Source organism: Ketogulonicigenium vulgare WSH-001, assembly GCF_000223375.1.
GTDB lineage: Bacteria > Pseudomonadota > Alphaproteobacteria > Rhodobacterales > Rhodobacteraceae > Ketogulonicigenium > Ketogulonicigenium vulgare.
In genome coordinates this window covers 2,451,793-2,476,098 of sequence record NC_017384.1, presented here as the reverse complement: position 1 = coordinate 2,476,098, position 24,306 = coordinate 2,451,793, and the positions used below count along the sequence as shown (strand labels likewise).

General features: G+C 62.1%; 22 protein-coding genes. 10 read left to right on the top strand and 12 right to left on the bottom strand.

Annotated elements, in window-relative coordinates; all coding sequences use genetic code 11:
- The first annotated feature begins 7 nt into the window (after positions 1-7).
- Complete coding sequence (arfB, locus tag KVU_RS12325; RefSeq protein WP_014538074.1) at positions 8-433, top strand: alternative ribosome rescue aminoacyl-tRNA hydrolase ArfB; 426 nt, start codon at positions 8-10, stop codon at positions 431-433.
- 12 nt (positions 434-445) lie between these two features.
- Here the strand turns inward: arfB and pncB are convergent, their stop codons facing one another.
- Positions 446-1,738, bottom strand: a complete 1,293-nt coding sequence (gene pncB / locus KVU_RS12320) for a nicotinate phosphoribosyltransferase (RefSeq protein ID WP_013385574.1) — start codon at positions 1,736-1,738, stop codon at positions 446-448.
- Between the two features lie 11 nt (positions 1,739-1,749).
- Positions 1,750-2,370 (bottom strand): bifunctional nicotinamidase/pyrazinamidase, encoded by a 621-nt coding sequence (gene pncA, locus KVU_RS12315; protein WP_013385573.1) that lies wholly within the window; start codon positions 2,368-2,370, stop codon positions 1,750-1,752.
- Between the two features lie 108 nt (positions 2,371-2,478).
- On the opposite strand from pncA, the gene trhO reads away from it, so the two are divergent.
- The 3 genes from trhO to KVU_RS12300 all read left to right on the top strand — a co-directional run bounded on the left by trhO (position 2,479) and on the right by KVU_RS12300 (position 5,006).
- On the top strand, positions 2,479-3,408 hold the full coding sequence (gene trhO / locus KVU_RS12310; protein WP_013385572.1) for an oxygen-dependent tRNA uridine(34) hydroxylase TrhO: 930 nt from the start codon (positions 2,479-2,481) through the stop codon (positions 3,406-3,408).
- A gap of 3 nt (positions 3,409-3,411) precedes the next feature.
- Positions 3,412-4,461 carry an AbrB family transcriptional regulator gene (locus KVU_RS12305; RefSeq protein ID WP_014538073.1) on the top strand — a complete coding sequence of 350 codons (1,050 nt, stop codon included), beginning with the start codon at positions 3,412-3,414 and terminating at the stop codon, positions 4,459-4,461.
- A 77-nt stretch (positions 4,462-4,538) separates the two neighbouring features.
- A complete protein-coding gene (locus tag KVU_RS12300) occupies positions 4,539-5,006 on the top strand; it encodes a DUF1203 domain-containing protein (protein ID WP_013385570.1) in 468 nt (155 codons plus the stop codon).
- Between the two features lie 40 nt (positions 5,007-5,046).
- Here the strand turns inward: KVU_RS12300 and gyrB are convergent, their stop codons facing one another.
- From gyrB to rbfA, 8 genes are all read right to left on the bottom strand, one after another.
- The gene (gene gyrB / locus KVU_RS12295) at positions 5,047-7,497 is read right to left on the bottom strand and encodes a DNA topoisomerase (ATP-hydrolyzing) subunit B (RefSeq protein ID WP_013385569.1); all 2,451 of its coding nucleotides are present in this window, start codon (positions 7,495-7,497) and stop codon (positions 5,047-5,049) included.
- Positions 7,498-7,586: 89 nt separating this feature from the next.
- Positions 7,587-8,213: a L,D-transpeptidase gene (locus KVU_RS12290; protein ID WP_013385568.1), complete on the bottom strand. Its 627-nt coding sequence runs from the start codon at positions 8,211-8,213 to the stop codon at positions 7,587-7,589.
- 178 nt (positions 8,214-8,391) lie between these two features.
- Complete coding sequence (gene pnp / locus KVU_RS12285; protein ID WP_013385567.1) at positions 8,392-10,533, bottom strand: polyribonucleotide nucleotidyltransferase; 2,142 nt, start codon at positions 10,531-10,533, stop codon at positions 8,392-8,394.
- Between the two features lie 165 nt (positions 10,534-10,698).
- Positions 10,699-10,968, bottom strand: coding sequence for a 30S ribosomal protein S15 (rpsO, locus tag KVU_RS12280; RefSeq protein ID WP_013385566.1), 270 nt, complete (start codon positions 10,966-10,968; stop codon positions 10,699-10,701).
- Positions 10,969-11,113: 145 nt separating this feature from the next.
- Entirely contained in the window at positions 11,114-12,124 is a 1,011-nt protein-coding gene (locus tag KVU_RS16375; RefSeq protein WP_013385565.1) for a calcium-binding protein, read from the bottom strand.
- A gap of 93 nt (positions 12,125-12,217) precedes the next feature.
- Positions 12,218-13,129, bottom strand: a complete 912-nt coding sequence (truB, locus tag KVU_RS12270) for a tRNA pseudouridine(55) synthase TruB (protein ID WP_013385564.1) — start codon at positions 13,127-13,129, stop codon at positions 12,218-12,220.
- Between the two features lie 54 nt (positions 13,130-13,183).
- Positions 13,184-13,945: a phosphodiester glycosidase family protein gene (locus KVU_RS12265; RefSeq protein ID WP_236953112.1), complete on the bottom strand. Its 762-nt coding sequence runs from the start codon at positions 13,943-13,945 to the stop codon at positions 13,184-13,186.
- The gene (rbfA, locus tag KVU_RS12260) at positions 13,923-14,360 is read right to left on the bottom strand and encodes a 30S ribosome-binding factor RbfA (protein WP_013385562.1); all 438 of its coding nucleotides are present in this window, start codon (positions 14,358-14,360) and stop codon (positions 13,923-13,925) included. Before rbfA ends, KVU_RS12265 begins: the two co-directional genes overlap by 23 nt.
- 96 nt (positions 14,361-14,456) lie before the next feature.
- On the opposite strand from rbfA, the gene dapB reads away from it, so the two are divergent.
- The 3 genes from dapB to dnaJ all read left to right on the top strand — a co-directional run bounded on the left by dapB (position 14,457) and on the right by dnaJ (position 18,583).
- A complete protein-coding gene (gene dapB, locus KVU_RS12255; protein ID WP_044008093.1) occupies positions 14,457-15,266 on the top strand; it encodes a 4-hydroxy-tetrahydrodipicolinate reductase in 810 nt (269 codons plus the stop codon).
- Positions 15,267-15,460: 194 nt separating this feature from the next.
- On the top strand, positions 15,461-17,371 hold the full coding sequence (gene dnaK, locus KVU_RS12250) for a molecular chaperone DnaK (RefSeq protein WP_013385560.1): 1,911 nt from the start codon (positions 15,461-15,463) through the stop codon (positions 17,369-17,371).
- Between the two features lie 66 nt (positions 17,372-17,437).
- Complete coding sequence (gene dnaJ, locus KVU_RS12245) at positions 17,438-18,583, top strand: molecular chaperone DnaJ (RefSeq protein WP_060486229.1); 1,146 nt, start codon at positions 17,438-17,440, stop codon at positions 18,581-18,583.
- Positions 18,584-18,612: 29 nt separating this feature from the next.
- Here dnaJ and KVU_RS12240 read toward each other — a convergent pair whose 3' ends face one another.
- Entirely contained in the window at positions 18,613-19,260 is a 648-nt protein-coding gene (locus KVU_RS12240; protein WP_013385558.1) for a pseudouridine synthase, read from the bottom strand.
- Positions 19,261-19,381: 121 nt separating this feature from the next.
- Between KVU_RS12240 and KVU_RS12235 the strand changes: the two genes are divergently transcribed.
- The 3 genes from KVU_RS12235 (at position 19,382) to KVU_RS12225 (ending at position 23,058) form a co-directional block, all read left to right on the top strand.
- A complete protein-coding gene (locus KVU_RS12235; RefSeq protein WP_013385557.1) occupies positions 19,382-21,178 on the top strand; it encodes an adenine deaminase in 1,797 nt (598 codons plus the stop codon).
- Positions 21,175-22,638, top strand: coding sequence for an AMP nucleosidase (locus KVU_RS12230; RefSeq protein WP_014538069.1), 1,464 nt, complete (start codon positions 21,175-21,177; stop codon positions 22,636-22,638). Before KVU_RS12235 ends, KVU_RS12230 begins: the two co-directional genes overlap by 4 nt.
- A gap of 132 nt (positions 22,639-22,770) precedes the next feature.
- Positions 22,771-23,058 carry an HU family DNA-binding protein gene (locus KVU_RS12225; protein ID WP_013385555.1) on the top strand — a complete coding sequence of 96 codons (288 nt, stop codon included), beginning with the start codon at positions 22,771-22,773 and terminating at the stop codon, positions 23,056-23,058.
- A 52-nt stretch (positions 23,059-23,110) separates the two neighbouring features.
- Here KVU_RS12225 and aroC read toward each other — a convergent pair whose 3' ends face one another.
- Complete coding sequence (aroC, locus tag KVU_RS12220) at positions 23,111-24,214, bottom strand: chorismate synthase (RefSeq protein ID WP_013385554.1); 1,104 nt, start codon at positions 24,212-24,214, stop codon at positions 23,111-23,113.
- Positions 24,215-24,306: the final 92 nt, after the last annotated feature.

Genomic DNA, 24,306 nt, shown 5'->3' with positions numbered 1-24,306 from the left:
ACACGCGATGCTGCATATCTCGGATCAGATCACGATACAGGATTGGGAACTGACCGAGCAGTTCGTCCGGGCCTCGGGTCCGGGCGGGCAGAATGTGAACAAGGTCTCGACCGCGGTTGAACTGCGGTTCGAGGCCGAGCGATCCCCCACCTTGCCTGATCCCGTCAAAAGGCGGCTGAAACGGCTGGCGGGCTGGCGCTGGACGGGGGACGGCGCGATTATTATCGCCGTGCAGGACACCCGCAGCCAAGCCCGCAACCGCGAGATCGCCCGCGAACGTCTGGCCGAGCTGATCCGCGCCGCGCTGGTGGTGCCAAAGCGGCGCATTGCCACCAAACCCACCGCGGGGTCCGTCCGCCGCCGTCTGGATGCGAAAAAACGCACCGGCGCGGTGAAATCGCTGCGATCCAGCCCGGGTGAAAGCGAAGACTAGCGAGGGCGAGGACTAAACCTTTACCTCGAAATACTGCTGCTGGCCGACGCCAAAGACGCGCTTATAGCGTTCGATCTGGTCCGCGGGGCCCATGGCTTTGCCCGGATTATCCGACAGTTTCACCGTCGGGCGGCCATTCACAGACGCCGCTTTCACCACGATGCTAAAGGGCGCAAGGCGGTCGCCGGGGACAAGGCCGATGAAATCATTGGTCAACATCGTGCCCCAGCCAAAGCTGACCTTGATGCGGCCATAGAATTGCTTGTGCAGCGCCAGCATCTTGTCGACATCCAGCCCGTCCGAGAAGATCACCAGCTTTGTCGTCGGATCTTCGCCGCGATCACGCCACCAGCGAATGGCGAGTTCCGCCTTTTCTGCCGGATCGCCGGAATCGATGCGAATGCCTGTCCATGACGCCAGCCATGCGGGGGCGTTTTTCAGGAAACCTTCAGTGCCGAAAGTGTCGGGCAGGATGATGCGCAGATTGCCCTCGTGTTCGACCTGCCAATCTTCCTGCACCTGATAGGGCGCGGCGGCAAGTTCCGCATCGCTATCCGCGAGCGCGGCGTAGATCATCGGCAGCTCATGCGCGTTGGTGCCAATCGCCTCGAGGTCGCGGTTCTTGGCGATCAGGCAGTTCGAGGTGCCGGTGAAACTATCGCCCAAGCCCTCTTGCAGCGCCTGCACGCACCAATCCTGCCACAGGAAGGAATGGCGGCGGCGGGTGCCAAAATCGGCGATGCGGATCTCGGGCACTTCGCGCAGCCGGTTCACCTTTTCCCAGACCTTGGTCATGGCGCGGGCATAGAGGACCTGCAGCTCGAACCGGCCCATATCGCGCAGCACCGCGCGCGAGCGCAGCTCCATGATGATGGTCAGGGCGTGGATTTCCCACAGCATCACCTCGGGCCAGCTACCTTCAAAGGTCAGCTCATATTGGCCGTCGCGCTTTTCCAGATGATAGGCGGGCAGACGCAGGCGTTCGAACCATTCCATGAAATCGGGGCTGAACATCTGACGCTTGCCATAGAATGTATTGCCGCGCAGCCATGTGCTTTCACCGCGCGACAGCGACAGGGTGCGCACGTTATCCAACTGTTCGCGCAGCTCGCCCTCGTCAATAATCTCGGCAAGGCGCAGCGAGGTGTTGCGGTTGATCAGGCTGAAGGTGACATGCGCATCGGGCCGGTTGCGGCGCACCGATTGGCACATCAGCAGCTTGTAGAAATCGTCGTCAATCAGCGAGCGCACGATCGGGTCGATGCGCCATTTGTGGTTCCAGACCCGGGTTGCAATATCGACCATCGGGGTCTCCCTTACTTGATAACGACGCCAGCCTCGGCCATGGTTTCCAGCGCATCGGCCAGCGAGCCGTTCAGGTCGATCCCGCGCGAGAGGCCGGTGTCGACACTCACCGCATAGCCAAGGCGCGCCGCATCCACCGCAGAATAATTCACGCAAAAATCCGTGGCGAGGCCGACCAGCGTCACGCGCGTGATGCCGCGCGCGCGCAAGTAGCCATCAAGGCCTGTCACCGTGCTGTGGTCGTTTTCAAAGAAAGCCGAATAGCTGTCGATGCCGGGGCGGAAGCCTTTGCGGATCACCAGATGCGCCGCATGCACATTCAGCGCGGGGTGGAAATCCGCGCCGCCTGTGCCTTGGACGCAGTGATCGGGCCACAGCACCTGCGGGCCATAGGGCATGTCGATCACGCTATAGGGGCTCTGGCCTGCATGGCTGCTGGCAAAGCTGGAATGACCTGCGGGGTGCCAATCCTGCGTCAGCACCACGGTCTGGAACTGCGCCATCAGATCATTGATGCCGGCGACGATCTGATCCCCGCCCGCCACGGCCAAGGCACCGCCTGGACAGAAATCATTCTGCACGTCGATGACGATCAGAGCCTCATTTTCCGGAAAGGGATCGCGCGTTTGCATGGCAATTCTCGTGCAAGGATCTGTTACATGGCGAATGGGTAAGCAGCATTGCCACCATCGTCAATGCCCCCGCTTGTCAGTCCGCGCGCACGGGACTAAGGACAGGGCATGTTCACCGTTGCTGCGCTTTATCACTTTACCCGCTTTCCCGATCCGGCCGCCCTGCGCGGGCCGCTGCAGGCGCTGTGCCGTGAGGCGGGCGTCTATGGCACGCTGCTGCTGGCGCCCGAGGGGATCAACGGCACCATCGCCGGCCCCCGCGCGGGGATCGACGCGCTGATCGCGCATATCCGCGCCCTGCCCGGCTGCGCAGATCTGGTGTGGAAGGAAAGCCATGCCGAGGAACAGCCCTTTTTGCGGATGAAAGTGCGCCTGAAACGCGAGATCGTCACAATGGGCCAGCCCGATGTGAACCCGCTGGCGCGCACCGGCCATTACGTCGCCCCCGCCGATTGGAACGATTTGATCTCGGCCCCCGATGTGGTGGTGATCGACACACGCAATGATTACGAGGTCGCCATCGGCACGTTCGAAGGCGCGATCGACCCCAAGACGAAATCCTTCAGCGAATTCCCCGCCTGGTGGCAAGAACACAAGCAGGAATTCGCGGGAAAGCGCGTCGCCATGTTCTGCACCGGCGGCATCCGCTGCGAGAAATCGACGAATTACCTGCTGAACGAGGGTGTCGCCGATGTGTACCACCTGCAGGGCGGTATCTTGAAATATCTGGAAGATGTGCCGGTGGATGACACCAAATGGCAGGGCGAATGTTTCGTCTTTGACGGCCGCGTGGCGTTGAAACACGGTCTGGCCGAGGGCGACCACACCCTGTGCCACGCCTGCCGCATGCCGCTGTCGCCCGAGGATCGCGCGCTCAATTCATTCGAGGAAGGCGTCTCGTGCCTGCATTGCATCGCCGAGACATCTGACGTGGACAAGCTGCGCTTTCGCGAGCGGCAAAAACAGATCGCACTGGCAAAGGCGCGGGGCGACCAGCATTTGGGGCAAGCGCCCCATCTGGATACGGAGACAGATTAAGGCATGAAGATCAGCGCGCGGCATATCCTTGGGCTTGTTTTGGCAACTCTGGCGGGATTTGGCGCCTACGCTTTGAAAATGCCGCTGCCGTGGATGATGGGGCCGATGCTGGTGATGGCGGCTTTGTCCATCGCGCGCGCGCCGATTGCAGGGCCGGGTCGCATCCGGCCCTTTGTCATTCCGATCCTTGGTGTGATGATGGGATCGCGCGTCACGGTCGAGATGTTTGGCCAGATCGGCGATTGGGCACTGGCGGTGATTGGCCTTGTGCCGGTGCTGATCGTCTCGGCCTGGATCGGCTATGTCATCTATCGCAAGACGTTGAAGATGGACCCGGTGACCGCGTTTTTCAGCGCCATGCCGGGCGGCCTGAACGAGATGTTCGTGCTGGGCGCGGCGGCGGGCGGCGATGATCGCCAGATCGCGCTGGCCCATGCGACGCGGATCATGATGACGGTCTCGCTGATCGCGCTGCTGTTTGGCGCGATTTACGGCGTCAGCACCAGCAACAGCGGCGGCAGCAATTGGGTGGCCTTGGATGTGCCAAGCGTGCTGGACTATGCCCTTCTAGCCGCTTGCGCGGTGCTGGGGCGGACGGTGGCGCGCCTGTTGCATCTGCCTGCGCCCGACCTGATGGGGCCGATGGTGCTGTCAGGCGCGGCGCATATGATCGGCTGGGTACAGGTGCCGCCCCCCACTGTGCTGGTCAACGGCGCGCAGATCATTATGGGCGCCACCATCGGTGCGCGGTTTCTGGGCCTGCCCGCCCGCGCTGTGCTGCGCGCGATGGTGCCCTCGGCCATTGTGGCGATGATCATGATCGGCACCACCTATCTGTTCGCGCTGGGACTGACGCAGATCACCGACATCCCGCCGCCGCAGGCCTTCCTTGGCTATGCTGCGGGCGGCGTGACCGAGATGAGCCTGCTGGCGTTGGCGATGGACGAAGAGGTCGCCTATGTCTCGACCCTGCATATCTTGCGGATCGTGCTGATCATTGCCGTGGCGCAGCCGATCTTTCTGGGCCTGCGCCGCTATCTCGTCCGCGCCTGAGGGCGAATGCGCAGGATTCGGGTTGGCGCGGATAGGGGCATGGGTTTTCCTTTGGCCATCGGACCAAAGGAAAACCCATGCCGTTCCAGATCGAGGGGCTAGACCCTGCGGATTTCGCCCCGCTTTTCACCCTGAGCGATAGCGCATTGCAGCGCATGAATGCGCGGCGCGTTGTGGTTGATGCCCATCCGGGCACGCCCTGCCGCATCAGCCTGACGGATGCCGCGATTGGCGAGACGGTGCTGTTGATCAACTATGAACACCAGCCTGCGCACACGCCCTTTCAATCGCGCCACGCGATCTTTGTGCGCGCGGGTATCGCGCAAGCGCGGCCCGAGGTCGGGACGGTGCCGCCGTCGTTGCTGACACGGCTGATCTCGCTGCGCGGCTTTGATGTGGATGATATGATGATCGCGGCGGATGTGGTCCCGGGCCATGATCTGGCGGCCGCGCTGGCCGAAGTGTTTGAAAATGCGGATGTATCCTATGTCCATCTGCATTACGCCAAACAGGGCTGCTTTGCCGCACGCGCGCGTCGGGCGTAAAGCAGCGGGCGTAAAAAAGGGCCCCGCAGGGCCCTTTTGATTAAAAGTCGAGGTTCGCGACGCTGAGGGCGTTGTTCTGGATGAACTCGCGGCGCGGCTCGACCACATCCCCCATCAGCTTGGTAAAGATGTCATCGGCCTCGGTCATATCATCAACGCGGACCTGCAGCAGGGTGCGGGCATCGGGGTCCAGCGTGGTTTCCCACAGCTGTTCGGGGTTCATCTCGCCCAGACCCTTATAGCGTTGCAATTGCAACCCGCGCTCACCCTCGGACAGGATGGCTTTCAGCAGGTCCAGCGGGCCATTGATCAACTGGGCACGATCCTTGCGCACCAGCGTCGCGGGCAGGCCGTAGACCTCTTGCAGCGACTGGGTAAAGCTGCCCGCGCGGCGGCTTTCGCCCGAGCGCAGCATCTGCCCGTCCAATGTCCGCACCTCTTCAACGCCGCGCAGGATACGGGCCAGACGGATACCGCGATCTTGCGTGATGCGGCCAATCCAGCCGCGCTCGTATTCAGCGGCGATCAGATCCAGACGCGTGGCAACACGGTCGGCCACGCCCTGCAAATCGCTGTCCACCACGCCCGGCACAAAGGCACCGGCGATGGCAGCCTGTTCCAGAATATGGCGCTGATAGCTGGTTGGGAAGGCGTCAAGAACGCGGCGCAGCTGGCGCGCTTCCTCGATCACGCGCAGCAGATCGGCGCCCGCAAGCTCCATCCCGTTGCCCAGTTTCAGCACGGTGGCATCCGCGCCCTGCTGGATCAGATATTCGTCGTAAGCAGCCTGATCTTTCAGGTAAACCTCGGACTTGCCACGCGACACCTTATACAGTGGCGGCTGCGCGATATAGACATGGCCCGCCTCGATCAACTGCGGCATCTGACGGAAGAAGAACGTCAGCAGCAGCGTGCGGATATGCGCGCCATCGACGTCCGCATCGGTCATAATGACGATCTTGTGGTAGCGCAGCTTGGCCAGATTGAACTCGTCGCGGCCAATGCCGGTGCCAAGCGCCATCACAAGGTTGCCGATTTCGGCCGAAGACAGCATCCGGTCAAACCGCGCGCGTTCGACGTTCAGGATCTTGCCGCGCAGCGGCAGGATCGCCTGGGTCAGACGGTCGCGGCCCATCTGTGCCGACCCACCGGCCGAGTCACCCTCGACGATGAACAGTTCGGTTTTCGAGGGGTCTTTCTCGGCGCAGTCTTTCAGCTTGCCGGCCATGAAATTCACGTCCAGCGCGGATTTGCGGCGCGTCAGCTCGCGCGCTTTGCGGGCGGCTTCGCGGGCTTGGGCGGCCTCGATAATCTTGCCGACGATCATGCGGGCCATCTGCGGGTTCTCTTCGAACCATTCGGCCAGCTTTTCGCCGACAAGGTTTTCAACCGCGGGGCGCACCTCGGACGAGACCAGCTTGTCCTTGGTCTGGCTCGAGAATTTCGGATCAGGCACTTTCACCGACAGGACACAGGTCATCCCCTCGCGGGCATCATCGCCGGTCAGGTCGATCTTTTCCTTTTTGGCGATGCCGCTGTCTTGCGCATATTTGGTGATGGTGCGCGTCAACGCCGCGCGGAAGCCCGCAATATGGGTGCCGCCGTCGCGCTGGGGGATGTTGTTGGTAAAGGGCAGCACGTTTTCATGGTAGCTGTCATTCCACCACATCGCGACCTCGACACCGATACCGGCGCGCTCGCCCACCATAAAGATCGGCTCGGGCATGATCGCGGTTTTCGAACGGTCGAGGTATTTGACGAACTCGCGCACGCCGCCGTCGTAATAGAGTTCCGTCTTCAGCGGCTGGGCGGGGCGCTCATCCTCAAGAACGATACGCACGCCCGAGTTCAGGAAAGCCAGCTCGCGCAGGCGGCGTTCCAGCACGTCATAGGAATATTCAAGGTTCGAGAACGTGCCCTCGTTCGCCGCGACACGCACAGCGGCAAGGAAGCGCACCTCGGTGCCACGCTCGCCGTCCGAGGGGCCGAGGTCTTTGACGTGCTGGACGACATTGCCATGCTCGAAACGCGCGTGATATTCATGGCCGTCGCGCCAGATGCGCAGCTCGAGCCATTCCGACAGCGCATTCACCACCGAGACGCCAACGCCGTGCAGGCCGCCCGAGACCTTATAGGCGTTGCCGCTTTCATCCGTATTGTTGAATTTGCCGCCCGCATGCAGCTGGGTCATGATGACTTCAGCCGCCGAGACGCCCTCTTCGGCATGAATGCCGACCGGGATGCCGCGACCGTTGTCGCGCACCGAGACCGAGCTATCGGCGTGAATCTTGACGTAAACGCTGGTGGCATGACCGGCCAGCGCCTCGTCGATGCCGTTATCGACGACTTCATAGATCATGTGGTGCAGACCCGAGCCGTCATCGGTGTCACCGATATACATGCCCGGGCGCTTGCGCACGGCGTCCAAGCCCCTCAGAACTTTGATGGAATCGGCGCCGTAATCACCCGGCTGCGGCTTGGGCTCGCTCATTCGGTTTATCCCGTATAGTCTACCGGACGAGTATAGCCGAGCGGGCCGGGAATGTCACGTCCGGCCCGCCATTTAAGCCCTTTTATGCATTAATAAACGTAGGCCATGCTGCCCAGCGGCACGCGGTTGTACAGGTCGATCACATGGCTGTTGTACATGCGGAAACAGCCGTTCGAGCTGGAGCTGCCGATCGAGGCGGGCTGCACGGTGCCGTGGACGCGGATCGCCGTGTCGCGGCCGTCTTGATAGAAATACAGCGCACGCGCCCCTAGCGGGTTCGTCGGGCCGCCAGGCATACCATCACGATAGCGTTCATAGGCGGCGGGGTTCCGCTCGATCATCTCATCGGTCGGGCGCCACGAGGGCCATTCGACCTTGCGCTGAATGCGCGCGCTGCCGTGCCAGCCGAGGCCTTCCGAGCCGATGGCGACGCCGTAACGGATGGCGCGGTTCTCGGGCAGAATGAAATACAGGTGATAGGCCGCCGAGACGATATGAAAGCTGCCCGGCTGCAATCCGGCCTGCACCGGCACGATACGCGCCTGATAACGTTCGGGGATCTGGTAATTGCCCTCGACATTCGGCGGCAGGGTCAGATCGTCACTCGTCACTTCGGGGGTGACGGTCATACGCAGCGGCGTTTGCGCCAAGGCCAGCGCGGGCGCAGCAATCATCCCTGCGGCAGCCCCCAAAATTAATTTTCTACGCGTTGTCATCTTGTCCTCCGACAGCGGATTCTAGCATCATTCAGCAACAAAACACTGAACACACACTATAACTTACGTAAAAGACTAGGCAGGCGGATCACTGCTTTCAATCTTTGGCCATGCGAAAGAATGAAAAAAGGCCCCGAGCGATGCTCGGAGCCCACAACTTTTACGAGAAGACCCGGCCTTATTCGCTGGCTTCGGACGTCTCTTCTTTGGCGATTTCTTCGCCGGTGGCTTGATCGACGATCTTCATCGACAGGCGCACCTTGCCGCGATCGTCAAAGCCCAGCAGCTTGACCCAGACCTCTTGGCCTTCTTTCAGCACATCCGAGGGATGGTTCAGGCGGCGGTTTTCGATCTGGCTGACGTGCACCAGACCATCGCGCTTGCCAAAGAAGTTCACGAAAGCGCCGAAATCGACCAGTTTGACAACGGTGCCTTTGTAGATGCCGTTGATTTCCGGCTCTGCCACGATCGACCAGATCATGTCATAGGCCTTCTTGATCGCTTCGCCGTTCGAGGATGCGATTTTGATCGTGCCGTCGTCGTTGATGTCGACCTTGGCGCCCGAGGTTTCCACGATCTCGCGGATGACCTTGCCGCCCGAGCCGATCACTTCACGGATCTTGTCGGTCGGGATCTGCATCGTCTCGATCCGCGGCGCATGGGCCGAGAAAGCGTTCGCGGTGGTCAGCGATTTCGCCATTTCGCCCAGGATGTGCAGGCGACCGGTGCGGGCCTGCGCCAGTGCTTTGCGCATGATCTCGGGCGTGATGCCCGCGACTTTGATGTCCATCTGCAGCGAGGTGATACCAGCTTCGGTACCCGCCACTTTGAAGTCCATATCGCCCAGGTGGTCTTCGTCACCCAGAATGTCGGTCAAAACAGCCCACGAGCCGTCTTTTTCCAGCACCAGGCCCATGGCCACGCCAGCAACCGGTGCCTTCAGCGGGACGCCTGCGTCCAGCATCGACAGCGAGCCACCGCAAACCGACGCCATCGAGGACGAACCGTTCGATTCGGTGATCTCGGACACGACGCGGATCGTGTAGGGGAAGTCGGTGTTGGCCGGCAGAACAGCCTGCAGCGCGCGCCATGCCAGCTTGCCGTGGCCGATTTCGCGGCGACCGGGCGAGCCTACGCGACCCACTTCGCCGACCGAGTAGGGCGGGAAGTTATAGTGCAGCAGGAAGTTCGATTTGAAGTTGCCGTGCAGCGCGTCGATGAACTGCTCGTCATCGCCGGTACCCAGCGTGGTGACGACCAGACCTTGGGTCTCGCCGCGGGTGAACAGCGCCGAGCCATGCGCGCGCGGCAGCAGGCCGGTTTCCGACACGATCGGGCGCACTTCGTCCAGACTGCGACCGTCGATACGGCGGCCATGCTTGACGATGTCGCTGCGCAGAACGTCGGATTCCAACTGCTTGATCACAGCGCCGAGGCTGCTGTCAGCCAGCTGTTCTTCGGTCAGGCCAGCTTTGATCTTGGCGACGGCGGCGTCGATCGCGGCGACGCGGTCTTGCTTGGTGCGGATCGCGAAAGCGGCGCGCATGTCTTCGCCGCCCAGCGCGGTGACAGCCGCCAGCAGGGCCGAAGTGTCAGCCGGTTGGAAGTCGAAGGGCTCTTTGGCGGCGTCTTCGGCCAGATCGATGATCAGGTCGATGACCGGCTGCATTTGCTCATGTGCAAAAACAACGGCGCCCAGGATCTCGTCTTCCGACAGCTCATAGGCTTCGGATTCGACCATCATCACGGCGTCTTTGGTGCCGGCGACGACCAGGTCCAGACGCTGCTCCGATTTATTGCGGATGTCGTGCAGCTCGTCGATGGCGGGGTTCAGCGTATAGGCGCCGTTCGAATAACCGACGCGTGCCGCACCGATCGGGCCCATGAAGGGGACGCCCGAAATGGTCAGCGCAGCCGAGGCTGCAATCATCGCAACGATATCGGGGTCGTTGACCAGATCGTGCGACAGCACGGTGGCCATGACCAGAACTTCGTGTTTGAAACCTTCGACGAACAGCGGGCGGCACGGACGGTCGATCAGGCGCGAAATCAGGGTTTCGCGCTCGGTCGGGCGGGCCTCGCGTTTGAAGAAGCCGCCCGGAATTTTACCGGCGGCATAGTATTTCTCTTGGTAGTGGACGGTCAGCGGGAAAAAGTCCTGACCGGGCTTGGGAGCCTTGGCAAAGGTCACGTTTGCCATGACGCTGGTTTCACCCAGCGTTGCAATCACGGAACCATCCGCCTGGCGGGCAATCTTGCCAGTTTCCAGGGTGAGGGTCTCGTCCCCCCACTGGATGGATTTCTTGATTTGATTAAACATCGGTTTTCCTATCCGGGCCTCCGATCGAGGCCGTTTGCGTAGGGGCCGTATGCCCCTGGCCCTATGGTTTGGTGGGCTGGCAGGCGGGTCGGGCCCGGCCCGTTGCCTCATCCCAGAAATTCAACGTATGCGGGCCGCACTGTTGCCAGCGCGGCCCGTTATTGATTAGCGACGCAGACCCAGGCGCTCAATCAGGCTCTGGTAGCGTGCTTCGTCCTTGCCTTTGACATAGTCGAGCAGCTTGCGGCGCAGGGCCACCATCTTCAGAAGGCCACGGCGACCGTGGTTGTCCTTCTTGTGGTATTTAAAGTGCTCGGTCAGGGTCGCGATGCGCGACGACAGGATCGCGACTTGCACTTCGGGCGAACCGGTGTCGCCTTCTTTGATCGCGAATTCTTTCAGCAGGCGGGCTTTTTCTTCGGGCGTAATCGACATCACTGTCTCCTTATGTAACGACAAAATGGGCCATGCCGGGATGTCGTCCAGCATGGTCCGATAGATCCTGACACACACGGGGCATGAAAGGATGCGTGCCCATAGCCGAGATTCTTATAAAAGAAAAGCGGCAACAGACCCAGCGTCAGCTGTCTGGGCTGGGGTTTTGGGTGGCGGATTGCTTATCCGCCTGCCGATCCGCCCAGCGCTGCAGCCATTCCGTGCCGCTGGTGTCGGTGATGTCATCGGCGGCAGGCGTCAGCACGATGCGATCCAGTGGCAGATCGGCCTGCCCCTCAAAGAAAGCCAGTGCCACCCCATCCGCCAGCAGCATGACGCCGCCCTGCCCCGCCGCGGTGGTCAGGACGGGGGGCGTATCGCCATCATAGAGCACCTCGATCAGGTCATCATCCGAGATGTAATCCTGCACCTCGGCGAAACCCTCGGCCCCTTGGGCGGCGGTCAGCACAAAGGTATCAGCGCCGGTGCCGCCGTGGCCGATATCCAGCGCGCCAAGGTACAAGCGGTCATCCCCCGCGCCGCCGTTCAGCCAGTCACGCGTGGCCTGCCCCGCCGGTTCGCGCCCGTCCAAAATGTCATTGCCCGCGCCGCCGAACAGAGTGTCCGATCCAAGGCCCCCGACCAAAATGTCATCGCCCGGCCCGCCATGCAGCACATCATCGCCGCTGCCGCCGTGCAGGTAATCATCGCCATCGCCGCCATGGATCAGGTCATCGCCCGCCTCGCCCAGCAGGATATCATCCCCGGCGCCGCCATAGAGCTTGTCATCCCCATCGCCGCCGATCAGCACATCATTGCCATTGCCGCCCAGCAGTTCGTCATCGCCCGCGCCGCCCTCTAGCCGGTCGTCGCCGTCGTCGCCCAGCAGATAGTCGTTCAATGCGCTGCCCTGCAGCACCTCGCCGCCCTTTGCCGCCCAAGCGAGGATGCCTTGCAGCGGATCAAGGGGGGCCGGGGTTGTGATCTCGATAGGGTCGTCCTCGTCCAGCAGATCGCCGCCCGCTGTTGCCGGTTCATCGTCGGGCTTCGGAAGAGGGTCGTCGTCTTCCTCGGGCGCGGCGCGGCCGAAATCCAAGATGGGCGACAGCGCATAGCCTGCGGCCATCAGCCCCAAAAGACCCAATAATGCAAACATCGCCCACACCCGAACAAAAGGGATACATGGGCGATGTCATAGCACGCAGCGCAGCACGCGCGGCGCTCAAAGTTAGAGATTGGTTAACGCAGCCTATACGCCGACGATCACCCGCGCAGGGTGCAGTTCGCTGCCGCGATACTGGCCGATGGCCAGGGCGCGACCGTCGACAGACACCCAGGCTTCATCGCCGAACTCCAGCCCCGGCGCAGGAAAGACCAGCGCGGGATTGCCGTTGCGAAACCGTGTCAGGCTGGCTTCGGGGCAGGTCACCATGGGCAGATCGGCCAGTGCAACCTCCAGCGGTTGCAACAGATCATCCAGCGCGGGGGTGCGGGCCAGGCTTTCGACCTGTTCCATCGTGACAGCCCCCTTCAACGTGAAGCTGCTGGACCAGATGCGGCGCAGCTTTAGCACATGACCATAGCAGCCCAGCGCCGCGCCCAGATCGCGCGCGATGGACCGGACATAACCGCCCTTGCCGCAGGTCATTTCCAGCACCGCATGATCGGCATCTAGGCGATCCACCAACAGCAGGCTTTCGACGAACAGCGGACGGGCCGCGATTTCAAATTCTTGCCCCTCGCGGGCCAGATCATAGGCGCGCTCGCCGTCGATCTTGATGGCGGAAAAGGCGGGCGGCACCTGCATGATATCGCCGACAAAGGCGTTCAGCGCCTCTTTGATGGCGGCATCTGTAGGGCGGGCGTCGCTGGTTGCGACCACTTCGCCCGAGGCATCATCCGTGCTGGTGCTGGCGCCAAAGGTGACGGTGAATTCATAGGCCTTCAGCGCGTCGGTGACATAGGGAATGGTCTTTGTCGCCTCGCCCAGCGCCACGGCCAAAAGGCCGGTTGCATCGGGGTCGAGCGTGCCGGCATGGCCCGCCTTTTGCGCGTCGAACGCCCAGCGGATCTTGTTCACCACCGCAGTCGAGGTGATCCCCGCCGGTTTATCGACGATGACCCAACCCGAAATATTGCGACCCTTGCGTCCACGCGCCATGAAAAGACCCTGTTTTTAAACCTTCGCGGCGCTTATCCCCCTGCCCTGCGCGGGTCAACCGCCCGCAGAGGGTTGGCTGCCGACAACGCCCAGCACAGGCCCCATCGCGACGCCGCCATCACGGCGGCCAATCTCGGGCGCCCAAAGGCGCGAGACGCGGCCATCCAAATACAGCGCCTGATTGATCCCAAGGCCGTCGCGGAACAGCCGCCCGAACTGGTGGAAGGTCACCGGCTGGCGCGAGATGGCAAAGGTCGCCGTGCGCCCGTCATCGGATGTGCCCACCCCGTTGCGGATATTGCGCGAGGTGCTGTCGGGCAAAAACCGGGGGTGCAGCGCACCATCGATCACCAGCATCGGCCCCGATTGCGTGGCAAAGCGGCAGGTCGGCGGATCATCGGCAAAGCGGCGCGATTCGATCACGCGGGCGCTGCCCTGCTGCACGCAAAAGACGCCATTGGGCAGCATGCCGAAATTGCCGGGGCCTGCGGATGTGACGATACCGGCCTGCTGGTCGCCCTCTTCGATATACAATCCCACAGGGCGGCGGTCGGCGTGATACATGCCCGCATTCATCGCAAAGGCCAGCGGACGGCCCAGCGCGGTCTCGATCGCCGCGAAATGGCCATAGGGCTTGCCGTCCTTGTCATTGAGGAACAGGCGCAGATCATCCGTCTGCATATCGACGGTGCAGATCGTGTAATCCGCACCGTCAAACGTCATGGCCCGGCAATTGGCGGCGGCAACCGGCGCGGCCCAAAGACCGAACAGGAAGGCCAGCCAGCGCAACAGTTTAGGCGTCTTTTTCCGCGTCATCGTCTTGCTGATCTGCAGCCACATCCTGACGGACGTGATCGTTTTCGAACAGGCGGCGCGTCTCGTCCATGCGATCAAAGGTGCGGTCAATTTCGAACCGCAGATCGGGCACGAACTTTAGCGTCATGCCATGGCCGATCATGTGGCGGATCTCGGATTTATTGCGGCGCAGCGCGGCCAGGACCAGATCGGCATTGCCGCCGCCCAAAGGCAGGACATAGGCGGTCGCGACCTTGAGGTCGGGCGAGGTGCGCACTTCGCCCACGGTGATCGAGGTGCGTTGCAATTCGGGGTCATGCACTTCGCCACGCTGCAAAACGCTGGACAGCGTGCGGCGGATCAGCTCGCCCACGCGCAATTGGCGCTGCGAGGGGCCGTTGAAGGCAGGGTCATTGGGAAAACGGTTCTTGCTCATAGCTGTCAAATAAGGGTTTGGCCGGTGAAAGCCAAGCGTGCCTTTGCCTTTGGCGCGCAGCCCGCCTAAAGTCGCGCGGAATTCAGAACGGGGAAGATGATGGAACTGCCGGGGATTGTCGTCACAGGCGCATCGGGGCGCATGGGGCAGATGCTGCTGCGCGAAGTATTGGCGTCAAGCAAATGCCGCCTTGTGGGCGCGCTGGTGCGGGTGGGCAGCCCGTGGATCGGACAGGATGTCGGCACCATGCTGGGCGGGCAGCCGATTGGTGTCACTGTCAGCGATGATGCGGTCGCAGCCTTTGCAAAGGCGCAAGGCGTGCTGGATTTCACCAGCCCCGAGGCCAGTGTGGAATTCGCCGAACTTGCCGCGCAGGCCCGCGCGGTGCATGTCATCGGCACCACCGGCTTTGAACCCGCGCATATCCAAAAGCTGCTCGCCGCCACGCGCCATTGCGTCGCCGTGCGGGCCGGAAATACCAGCCTTGGGGTGAACCTGCTGGTCAAGCTGACCCAGCAGGTCGCCGCCGCGCTGGATGCCGATTTCGACATCGAGATCGTCGAGGCGCATCACCGCAACAAGGTCGACGCGCCATCGGGCACCGCCTTGATGCTGGGCGAAGCGGCGGCGGCGGGGCGCGGCGTGGATCTGGACGCGGTCTCTGACCGGGGCCGCGATGGGATCACTGGCGCGCGCGAGCGGGGCCATATCGGCTTTGCGTCCGTGCGCGGGGGCGATGTCGTGGGCGAGCATGACGTGATTTTTGCCGCCAATGGCGAGCGGATCGTCCTGCGCCATTTGGCCACTGACCGGGCAATCTTCGCCCGCGGCGCGCTGAAAGCCGCACTATGGGGGCAGAACAAAGAACCCGGCGCCTATGACATGATGGATGTGCTGGGGCTTTAGGCAATTGCTGGCGGTTCGTGCAAAAACAGCAAGGCCGCGCGTGATGGGACAGTTGCAGGGGCCTCTCGCCCTCCCTATATAGCCCGTGATCCGGCAAGGGGTTTTATACCCAAATGCCGTAACTGTTACGAACCGGCTGGGGTGCCTTTGGGGCCTTGGCCGCTCAAACCGCCTGTTGGAAAGGGATTTGAAATATGTCGAAAGTCATTGGCATCGACCTTGGAACCACGAACAGCTGCGTCGCCATCATGGACGGATCGCAGCCCCGTGTGATCGAGAATGCCGAAGGCGCGCGGACCACGCCCTCGATCGTCGGCTTCACCGAAGGTGAGCGACTGGTCGGGCAAGCCGCCAAGCGCCAAGCTGTTACCAACCCCGAAAATACCGTCTTCGCCGTCAAGCGCCTGATCGGCCGCCGCGTCGACGATGCGGCTGTGACCAAGGACAAGCACCTTGTGCCCTATGCCATCGTCAACGGTGGCAATGGCGATGCATGGGTCGAAACCCGCGGCGAGAAATACTCGCCCGCCCAAGTCTCGGCCATCATCCTGCAAAAGATGAAAGAAACCGCCGAGAACTATCTGGGCGAGACCGTGACCCAAGCCGTCATCACCGTGCCGGCCTACTTTAACGACGCCCAGCGTCAGGCCACCAAAGACGCCGGCAAAATCGCCGGTCTTGAAGTGCTGCGCATCATCAACGAGCCGACTGCCGCAGCGCTGGCCTATGGCCTTGATAAATCGGGCACCAAGACCATCGCCGTTTATGACCTTGGCGGCGGCACGTTCGACGTGACCATTCTGGAAATCGACGACGGCCTGTTCGAAGTGAAATCGACCAACGGGGACACGTTCCTGGGCGGCGAAGACTTTGACATGCGCATCGTTCAGTTCCTGGCCGAAGAGTTCAAAAAAGAGAACGGCGTTGACCTGACCAAGGACAAAATGGCCCTGCAGCGTCTGAAAGAAGCCGCTGAAAAGGCCAAGATCGAGCTGTCCTCGGCCCAACAGACCGAAATCAACCAGCCGTTCATCTCGATGGGTACCAACGGCCAGCCGCTGCACTTGGTGGTCAAGCTGACGCGTTCCAAACTGGAAAGCCTGGTCGAAGACCTGATCAAAAAGTCGATGAAGCCCTGTGCCGACGCGTTGAAAGACGCGGGCGTGTCCAAAGGCGAGATCGACGAAGTGGTTCTGGTCGGCGGTATGACCCGTATGCCCAAAGTCATTGAAGAAGTGACGAAATTCTTCGGCAAAGAGCCCCATAAGGGCGTGAACCCCGACGAAGTTGTGGCACTGGGCGCGGCCATTCAGGCCGGCGTTCTGCAAGGCGACGTGAAAGACGTTGTCCTGCTGGACGTGACCCCGCTGTCCTTGGGGATCGAGACTCTGGGCGGCGTGTTCACCCGTCTGATCGACCGCAACACAACGATCCCGACCAAGAAGAGCCAAGTCTTCTCGACCGCCGAGGACAACCAGAACGCCGTGACCATCCGCGTCTTCCAAGGCGAGCGTGAAATGGCCGCGGACAACAAGATGCTGGGCCAGTTCAACCTGGAAAACATCCCGCCCGCACCGCGCGGTATGCCCCAGATCGAGGTGACCTTCGACATCGACGCCAACGGCATCGTCTCGGTTTCGGCCAAGGATAAGGGCACGGGCAAAGAGCACCGTATCACGATCCAAGCCTCGGGCGGTCTGTCGGATGCCGATATCGAGCAGATGATCAAAGACGCCGAAGCCAACGCCGATGCCGACAAGGCCCGCCGCGAAATGGTCGAAGTGCGCAACCAGGCTGAAAGCCTGATCCATTCGACCGAAAAGTCGGTCGTGGATCACGGCGACAAAGTTGACCCCTCGACCATCGAAGTGATCGAGCTGGCCATCGCAGCGCTGAAGGACGAGCTGGAGAATGACAACGCGGATAAGATCCGCGCGGGCATCCAGAACGTGACCGAAGCCTCGATGCGTCTGGGCGAGGCGATCTACAAGTCGCAGCAGGCCGAAGCCGAGGGCGACGCGCCCAAGGGGGATGCTGGCAACAAAGGCGATGACGACATCCTCGATGCCGATTTCGAGGATCTGGGCGAAAACCCGCGTCGCTAAGCGCCGCGAGACTGTCAAAGGGCCGGCCCTAGGGTCGGCCCGAATTTTGCCCTGGAGACATAGCCGATGGCAAAACGTGATTATTACGAGGTGCTGGGCGTTTCCCGTGGGGCCGGCGCCGATGAGATTAAAAAGGCCTATCGCACCAAGGCCAAAGAGCTGCACCCCGACCGGAACAAAGACAACCCTAACGCCGAAGAACAGTTCAAAGAGGCTAATGAAGCCTATGACGTTCTAAAGGACGAAGATAAAAAGGCGGCCTACGACCGCTTTGGCCATGCCGCATTCGAGGGCGGAATGGGCGGCGGCGGCGGTGCGCGCGGCAATGCGGGCGCAGGCGGATTTGGCGCCTTCTCGGATATATTCGAGGATCTGTTCGGCGATTTTGGTGGCCGTTCGGGCGGCGGCGGGCGGCAACGCGCGCAGCGCGGCTCGGATCTGCGCTATAATATGCGGATCACCTTGGGCGAGGCCTTTGCGGGCACGCATAAGACGATCACCGTGCCGACATCCGTGTCCTGCGGCCATTGCCATGGATCGGGCGCCGAGGATGGGTCTGAACCTGTCACCTGCCCCACCTGTGGCGGCATGGGTAAGGTGCGGGCGCAGCAGGGCTTTTTCACGGTCGAGCGCGCTTGCCCGACCTGTAACGGCCTGGGCCAGATCATCAAGAACCCCTGTTCGGTCTGCCACGGCGCGGGCCGGGTCGAGCGTGAAAAGCAACTGTCGGTGAATATTCCGGCAGGCGTTGAAACCGGCACCCGCATTCGCCTCTCGGGCGAGGGCGAGGCTGGTATGCGCGGCGGCCCTGCGGGCGATCTGTTCATCTTTATCGAGGTGCGCGACCACGAGCTGTTCCAGCGCGACGGGCTGCATCTGTATTGCCGTGTGCCGGTGTCGATGGCGACAGCGGCTTTGGGCGGCGATATCGAGGTGCCGACGATTGATGGTGGCAAATCGCGGGTCAAGATCCCCGAGGGCAGCCAGAACGGGCGTCAGATGCGTCTGCGCGGCAAGGGTATGCCCGCCCTGCGCAGCAAAGAGTTCGGCGATATGTTCATTGAACTTGCGGTCGAGACTCCGGTCAACCTGTCCGCCAAGCAAAAGGAACTGCTGCGCGAATTCGACAAGCTGGGCGAGGCGCGCAACAACCCCGAAAGCACGAATTTCTTCAGCGCTGTCAAAAACTTCTGGGACAGCATGAAGGGTTAAAAAGGGCGCCTACGGGCGCCCTCATCATGTCAGAACGGCGCTTTGGCCGTGAAACGCAGGGTGCGCCCGCCATCGGGGTGGCGCAATTGCAGCGTTTCCGAATGCAGCATCAGGCGCGGGAAATCACGCGCGGGCCCCGTCGCATAAAACGGATCGCCAAGGATCGGATGGCCGATCTCAAGCATATGCACCCGCAATTGATGCGAGCGGCCGGTTTTCGGCATCAGCCGCATCCGGCTTTCGCCGCCGCCCGTCCTGACCCGTTTCCAGTCAGTCTGCGCGGGGCGGCCATTTTCATGGTCCACCATTTGCAGCGGCCGGTTCGGCCAGTCGACGATCAGCGGCAGGTCGATATGGCCTTCGGGCGCCGCAACCTCGCCCCAAACGCGGGCGATATAGATCTTTTTGGTCTGGCGGTTTTCGAATTGCAGACCCAGATGGCGCTGCGCATGGGGGGTCAGGGCAAAGACCATGACGCCCGAGGTGTCGCGATCCAGCCGGTGCACCAACAGCGCAGTGGGAAAGACGCGCTGCACGCGGGCGATCAGGCAATCGGCCAGATGCTCGCCCTTGCCCGGCACCGACAGCAGGCCGGACGGCTTGTCCACCACGACGATCTCGTGATCCTGATGCAGGATGACCAGCGGGTCCTGCGGGGGGGAATAGATATCGTCCAAGGGCGCCTCGTATCAGATCACCCCCGAATTATGCAGCAAAGCGCGTGGGCGCAAGATCGGGGGGCTGGTCAAGGGGGCCATTCATGGGTCAACTGCGAGAAAGATTCGTAAGGGGTGACGCATGTCTGGATTGCAATCATGGGCCAAGGTTCTGCCGCAGCTTGTCGCGGTGGCCGCAGGGCGCGCGCCCGCTGATCTGGTCATTCGCGGCGCAAAAGTCGTCAGCGTCCACAGCCGCGAGGTGATGGAGGGCTGGGATGTCGCCGTGATCGCGGGCCGCTTTGCCTATGTCGGGCCGGATGCCAGCCATTGCATCGGCGCTGCGACAAATGTGGTCGATGCGGGCGGGCGCTATCTGATCCCGGGCCTGTGCGACGGGCATATGCATATTGAATCGGGGATGCTGATCCCCGCCGAATTCGCCGCCGCCGTCATCCCGCACGGCACCACCACCATGTTCACCGACCCCCATGAGATCGCGAATGTGCTGGGGCTGGACGGCGTGCGGATGATGCATGACGAGGCGATGGCGCAGCCGATCAATATCTTTACCCAGATGCCCAGCTGCGCGCCATCGGCCCCCGGCCTTGAGACCACGGGATACGAGATCACCCCCGAAGACGTGGCCGAAGCGATGCATTGGCCCGGTATCATCGGTCTGGGCGAGATGATGAACTACCCCGGTGTGGCACATGGCGACCCCAAGATGCTGGCCGAGATTGCCGCGACGATGGATGCGGGCAAGACCGTCGGCGGCCATTTCGCCAGCCCGGTGCTGGACAATGCCTTTCACGCCTATGTCGCGGGCGGCCCCGCCGATGACCACGAAGGCACGCGCGAGGCCGATGCCATCGCCCGCGTCCGTCAGGGGATGCGCGCCATGCTGCGGCTGGGCTCGGCCTGGTATGATGTGGAAAGCCAGATCACGGCGATCACGGAAAAAGGCCTCGACCCGCGCGGCTTTATCCTGTGCACCGACGATTGCCATTCCGGCACGCTGGTGAACGAGGGGCATATGAACCGCGCTTTGCGCCACGCCATCGCCTGCGGTGCCGATCCGCTGGTGGCGCTGCAAATGGCGACGATCAACACCGCGACGCATTTCGGGCTGGAACGCGAGGTCGGCTCGATCACCCCCGGTCGGCGCGCGGATATGATCCTGACATCCGACCTCAGCGCGCTGCCGATCGAGGTGGTCTTTGCCCGCGGCGTGAAAGTGGCCGAGGGTGGCCGGTTGCTGGTGAATTGCCCGCATTACGACTGGCCAGACCGCGCCCGCCAGACGGTGAATATGCAGGCGCTGGAACACACCGCCTTTACCGTCCACGCGCCCGAGGGTGCCAATACCGCCACCGCCCGCGTCATTGGCGTTGTGGAAAATCAGGCCCCGACAAAGGCGCTGACATTCGATCTGCAGGTGCAGGACGGCCGCGTCATGCCCGATCAGGCGCAGGACGTGGCGCAAATCGCGCTGGTCGAGCGGCATCAGGCCACCGGCAAAGTGGTGAACGGCTTTGTCTCGGGCTTTGGCTATCGGGGCAAGATGGCGCTGGCCTCGACCGTGGCGCATGACAGCCACCATATGATTGTGGTGGGCACCTGTCGCAAAATGATGGCCGCCGCTGCGAACCGCCTGCATGAGGTCGGGGGCGGCATCACCCTATGGGCCGAGGGCGAAGAGCGCGCGCTGGTGCCGCTGCCCATCGCGGGGCTGATGTCCGATCGTCCCGCCGTCGAAGTGGCCGCCGCCGCAGAACGCCTGATGCAGGCGATGGCGGACACCGGCTGCACGCTGAACAATGCCTATATGCAGCATTCGCTGCTGGCGCTGGTGGTGATCCCCGAGATCAGGATTTCCGATCTGGGTATCGTCGATGTGACGCGTTTTGAAATTACCGACTTGCTGGTGAGTGAATGAAATTGATCACGCCCCCCGCCGCCCCACATGAAAGCTTCATCGACCCCGGCGCGGCTGTCGCCCATCTGCAAAAGCTATATGCCGAGGCCACGGGCTTTTTGCGCAGCGCCTTTCTGGAGGCACTGACCAAGGGCCGCCCCGCTGGCCGCGTGCGCGCCTATTACCCAGAAATTCGCGTCACAACAGATAGTTACGCCCGCACGGATTCGCGCCTATCCTTTGGCCATGTGGCCGAGCCCGGCACCTATGCCACCACGATCACGCGCCCCGATCTGTATCAAAACTATCTGATGCAGCAGATCGGCATTCTGATGCGCAACCATCAGGTGCCGGTGACGATTGGGGTGTCCTCGACCCCGATGCCCGTCCATTTCGCCGTCGCGGGCGATGACGGCGTGACCATCCCGCAAGAAGGCGCGCTGGATTTCGTGCTACGCGATGTGTTCGATGTGCCGGATCTGGCGACGACGAATGACGATATCGCGAATGGGCTGCATTTCCGCTATCCCGATGGCGCGGCGCCGCTGGCGACCTTTACCGCGCAGCGCATCGACTATTCGCTGGCGCGCCTTGCCCATTACACCGCCACGAACCCGCGCCATTTCCAGAACTTTGTGCTGTTCACAAACTATCAGTTCTATGTCGAGGAATTCGAGGCCCATGCCCGCCATATGCTGGCAGACCCAGCCAGCGGCTATACCGCGTTTGTCGGGCCGGGCAATGTCACCATTACCGCGCCTGACGCGCCGCTGCCTGCGCCCGCCAAGATGCCGCAAATGCCCGCCTATCACCTGACCCGCGCCGATGGCGGCGGGGTGACGCTGGTGAATATCGGGGTCGGGCCGTCGAATGCGAAAACGGCGACGGATCATATCGCCGTGCTGCGCCCACACGCCTGGATCATGGTTGGGCATTGCGCGGGCCTGCGCAATTCGCAGAACCTTGGCGATTTCGTGCTGGGTCATGCTTACCTGCGCGAGGATCACGTGCTGGATGACGACCTGCCGCCGTGGGTGCCGATCCCCGCGCTGGCCGAGATTCAGGTCGCATTGGAACATGCGGTCGAGGAGGTCACCGAACTGAGCGGCTACGAGCTGAAACGCATCATGCGCACTGGCACCATCGCATCCATCGACAACCGCAATTGGGAACTCTCAGACCCGCGCGGGCCGGTGCAACGTTTGTCGCAATCGCGCGCCGTCGCGCTGGATATGGAAAGCGCCACGATTGCCGCCAATGGCTTTCGCTTTCGCGTCCCTTACGGCACCCTGCTATGCGTATCCGACAAGCCGCTGCACGGCGAATTGAAGCTGCCCGGCATGGCGTCGGATTTCTACAAAACGCAGGTCGCCCGGCATTTGCAAATCGGTCTGCGCGCCATGGAGCTTTTGCGCGATATGCCGCTAGAACGTATGCATTCGCGCAAGTTGCGCAGCTTTGATGAGACAGCTTTCCTGTGAATTCGCGTAAACCAGCCGCAAAAGGACTTGCAAAGCCTCGCATTTCATAGTGCAGCTACCGAAGCAAACCGCGTGTTTCGGCGTTAACATTCGCAAAATCCGAGATGCGCGGCAACGTTACAGGAGAACGACATGGCAAACCAGATGACCAAGACCCAGCTTGTTGCGGCTCTTGCTGAAGCGACCGGCACCGACAAGAAAGCCGCAGGCGCAGCAATCGAAGCGCTGGGCAAGATCATCACCGACGAAGTCGCCGCTGGTGGCGCTGTAACCCTGCCCGGCGTCGGCAAGTTCTATTGCCGCGAGCGTCCGGCCCGCGTTGTGCGCAACCCGCGCACCAACGAAAGCCATGAGAAGCCCGCCGACAAAGCCGTCAAGGTCACCGTCGCCAAGGCGCTGAAGGACTCGGTCAACGCCTAAGCGTCAGACCTGTTCGATATGAAAAGGCCGCCCCGAGGGGCGGCCTTTTTTGTTAACCGATCTGACCGCGAATGCCGCCGGTCTGACCGCGATCCAGCAGCAGGTGGTCGGCCAACACAAGGGCCATCATCGCCTCGGCCACGGGCACGGCGCGGATACCGACGCAGGGGTCGTGGCGGCCCTTGGTGATGACCTCGAGCGGCGTGCCATCGGTGCGGATCGACTGGCGCGGCGTCAGGATCGACGAGGTCGGCTTGACCGCGAAACGCAGCACAATGTCCTGCCCCGTGGAAATCCCGCCCAAGATCCCCCCCGCATGGTTCGAGCTGTAGCGGATATCGCCATCCTCGTAATAAATCTCGTCCGCATTCTCGCTGCCGCGCAGGGCGGCGGCAGCCATGCCTTCGCCGATCTCGACCCCTTTGACGGCGTTGATCGACATCATGGCGCTGGCCAGATCGCTGTCGAGCTTGCCATAGATTGGCGCGCCAAGGCCGACGGGCACGCCCTGTGCCACAACCTCGATCATGGCACCGACGGAATCGTGGTCCTTGCGGCGCAGGTGATCCAGCGTGTCGTTCCACAGCACGGCGGTTTCGGCATCGGGGCACCAGAAATCATTGCGGCCGATTTCGTCCCAGTCAAAGCGGCTGCGGTCAATGGAGCGTGTGCCCATCTGCACCATATAACCGGTGATTTTGACCTGCGGTGCCAGCGCCTTCAGCACCTCGCGGGCGATACCGCCAGCGGCGACGCGCGCCGCAGTCTCGCGCGCGGAAGAGCGTCCACCACCGCGATAATCGCGGATGCCGTATTTCTGGTGATAGGTGATATCGGCGTGACCGGGACGAAAGCTCTGGGCGATATCGCCATAATCTTTCGAGCGCTGGTCGGTGTTGCGGATCAGCAGTTGGATCGGGGTGCCGGTGGTCTTGCCCTCGAACACGCCGGACAGGATCTCGACCGCATCGGCCTCTTGCCGCTGGGTGGTGTTGCGGTTCTGGCCGGGTTTGCGCTTGTCCAGCCAATGCTGCAGCAGCGCCTCGTCGACCGCAATGCCGGGCGGGCAGCCGTCCACGACAGCGCCCAGCGCCGGCCCGTGGCTTTCACCCCAGGTGGTAAAGCGGAACAGGTGACCAAATGTATTCAGGCTCATGCCTATTTCCCCCCTTTGCAGATGTTAGGGTCAGACTTAGGGGAAAGTGTAACCCGATGAAAGGGCTTGCGCGCCATCACGCTTGCGCTAGT

What these genes read in the sequence shown, in the direction of transcription:
- arfB (WP_014538074.1), top strand. Translation starts at nt 8, where the DNA reads ATGCTGCATATCTCGGATCAGATCACGATACAGGATTGGGAACTGACC.
- pncB (WP_013385574.1), bottom strand. Translation starts at nt 1,738, where the DNA reads ATGGTCGATATTGCAACCCGGGTCTGGAACCACAAATGGCGCATCGAC.
- pncA (WP_013385573.1), bottom strand. Translation starts at nt 2,370, where the DNA reads ATGCAAACGCGCGATCCCTTTCCGGAAAATGAGGCTCTGATCGTCATC.
- trhO (WP_013385572.1), top strand. Translation starts at nt 2,479, where the DNA reads ATGTTCACCGTTGCTGCGCTTTATCACTTTACCCGCTTTCCCGATCCG.
- KVU_RS12305 (WP_014538073.1), top strand. Translation starts at nt 3,412, where the DNA reads ATGAAGATCAGCGCGCGGCATATCCTTGGGCTTGTTTTGGCAACTCTG.
- KVU_RS12300 (WP_013385570.1), top strand. Translation starts at nt 4,539, where the DNA reads ATGCCGTTCCAGATCGAGGGGCTAGACCCTGCGGATTTCGCCCCGCTT.
- gyrB (WP_013385569.1), bottom strand. Translation starts at nt 7,497, where the DNA reads ATGAGCGAGCCCAAGCCGCAGCCGGGTGATTACGGCGCCGATTCCATC.
- KVU_RS12290 (WP_013385568.1), bottom strand. Translation starts at nt 8,213, where the DNA reads ATGACAACGCGTAGAAAATTAATTTTGGGGGCTGCCGCAGGGATGATT.
- pnp (WP_013385567.1), bottom strand. Translation starts at nt 10,533, where the DNA reads ATGTTTAATCAAATCAAGAAATCCATCCAGTGGGGGGACGAGACCCTC.
- rpsO (WP_013385566.1), bottom strand. Translation starts at nt 10,968, where the DNA reads ATGTCGATTACGCCCGAAGAAAAAGCCCGCCTGCTGAAAGAATTCGCG.
- KVU_RS16375 (WP_013385565.1), bottom strand. Translation starts at nt 12,124, where the DNA reads ATGTTTGCATTATTGGGTCTTTTGGGGCTGATGGCCGCAGGCTATGCG.
- truB (WP_013385564.1), bottom strand. Translation starts at nt 13,129, where the DNA reads ATGGCGCGTGGACGCAAGGGTCGCAATATTTCGGGTTGGGTCATCGTC.
- KVU_RS12265 (WP_236953112.1), bottom strand. Translation starts at nt 13,945, where the DNA reads ATGACGCGGAAAAAGACGCCTAAACTGTTGCGCTGGCTGGCCTTCCTG.
- rbfA (WP_013385562.1), bottom strand. Translation starts at nt 14,360, where the DNA reads ATGAGCAAGAACCGTTTTCCCAATGACCCTGCCTTCAACGGCCCCTCG.
- dapB (WP_044008093.1), top strand. Translation starts at nt 14,457, where the DNA reads ATGATGGAACTGCCGGGGATTGTCGTCACAGGCGCATCGGGGCGCATG.
- dnaK (WP_013385560.1), top strand. Translation starts at nt 15,461, where the DNA reads ATGTCGAAAGTCATTGGCATCGACCTTGGAACCACGAACAGCTGCGTC.
- dnaJ (WP_060486229.1), top strand. Translation starts at nt 17,438, where the DNA reads ATGGCAAAACGTGATTATTACGAGGTGCTGGGCGTTTCCCGTGGGGCC.
- KVU_RS12235 (WP_013385557.1), top strand. Translation starts at nt 19,382, where the DNA reads ATGTCTGGATTGCAATCATGGGCCAAGGTTCTGCCGCAGCTTGTCGCG.
- KVU_RS12230 (WP_014538069.1), top strand. Translation starts at nt 21,175, where the DNA reads ATGAAATTGATCACGCCCCCCGCCGCCCCACATGAAAGCTTCATCGAC.
- KVU_RS12225 (WP_013385555.1), top strand. Translation starts at nt 22,771, where the DNA reads ATGGCAAACCAGATGACCAAGACCCAGCTTGTTGCGGCTCTTGCTGAA.
- aroC (WP_013385554.1), bottom strand. Translation starts at nt 24,214, where the DNA reads ATGAGCCTGAATACATTTGGTCACCTGTTCCGCTTTACCACCTGGGGT.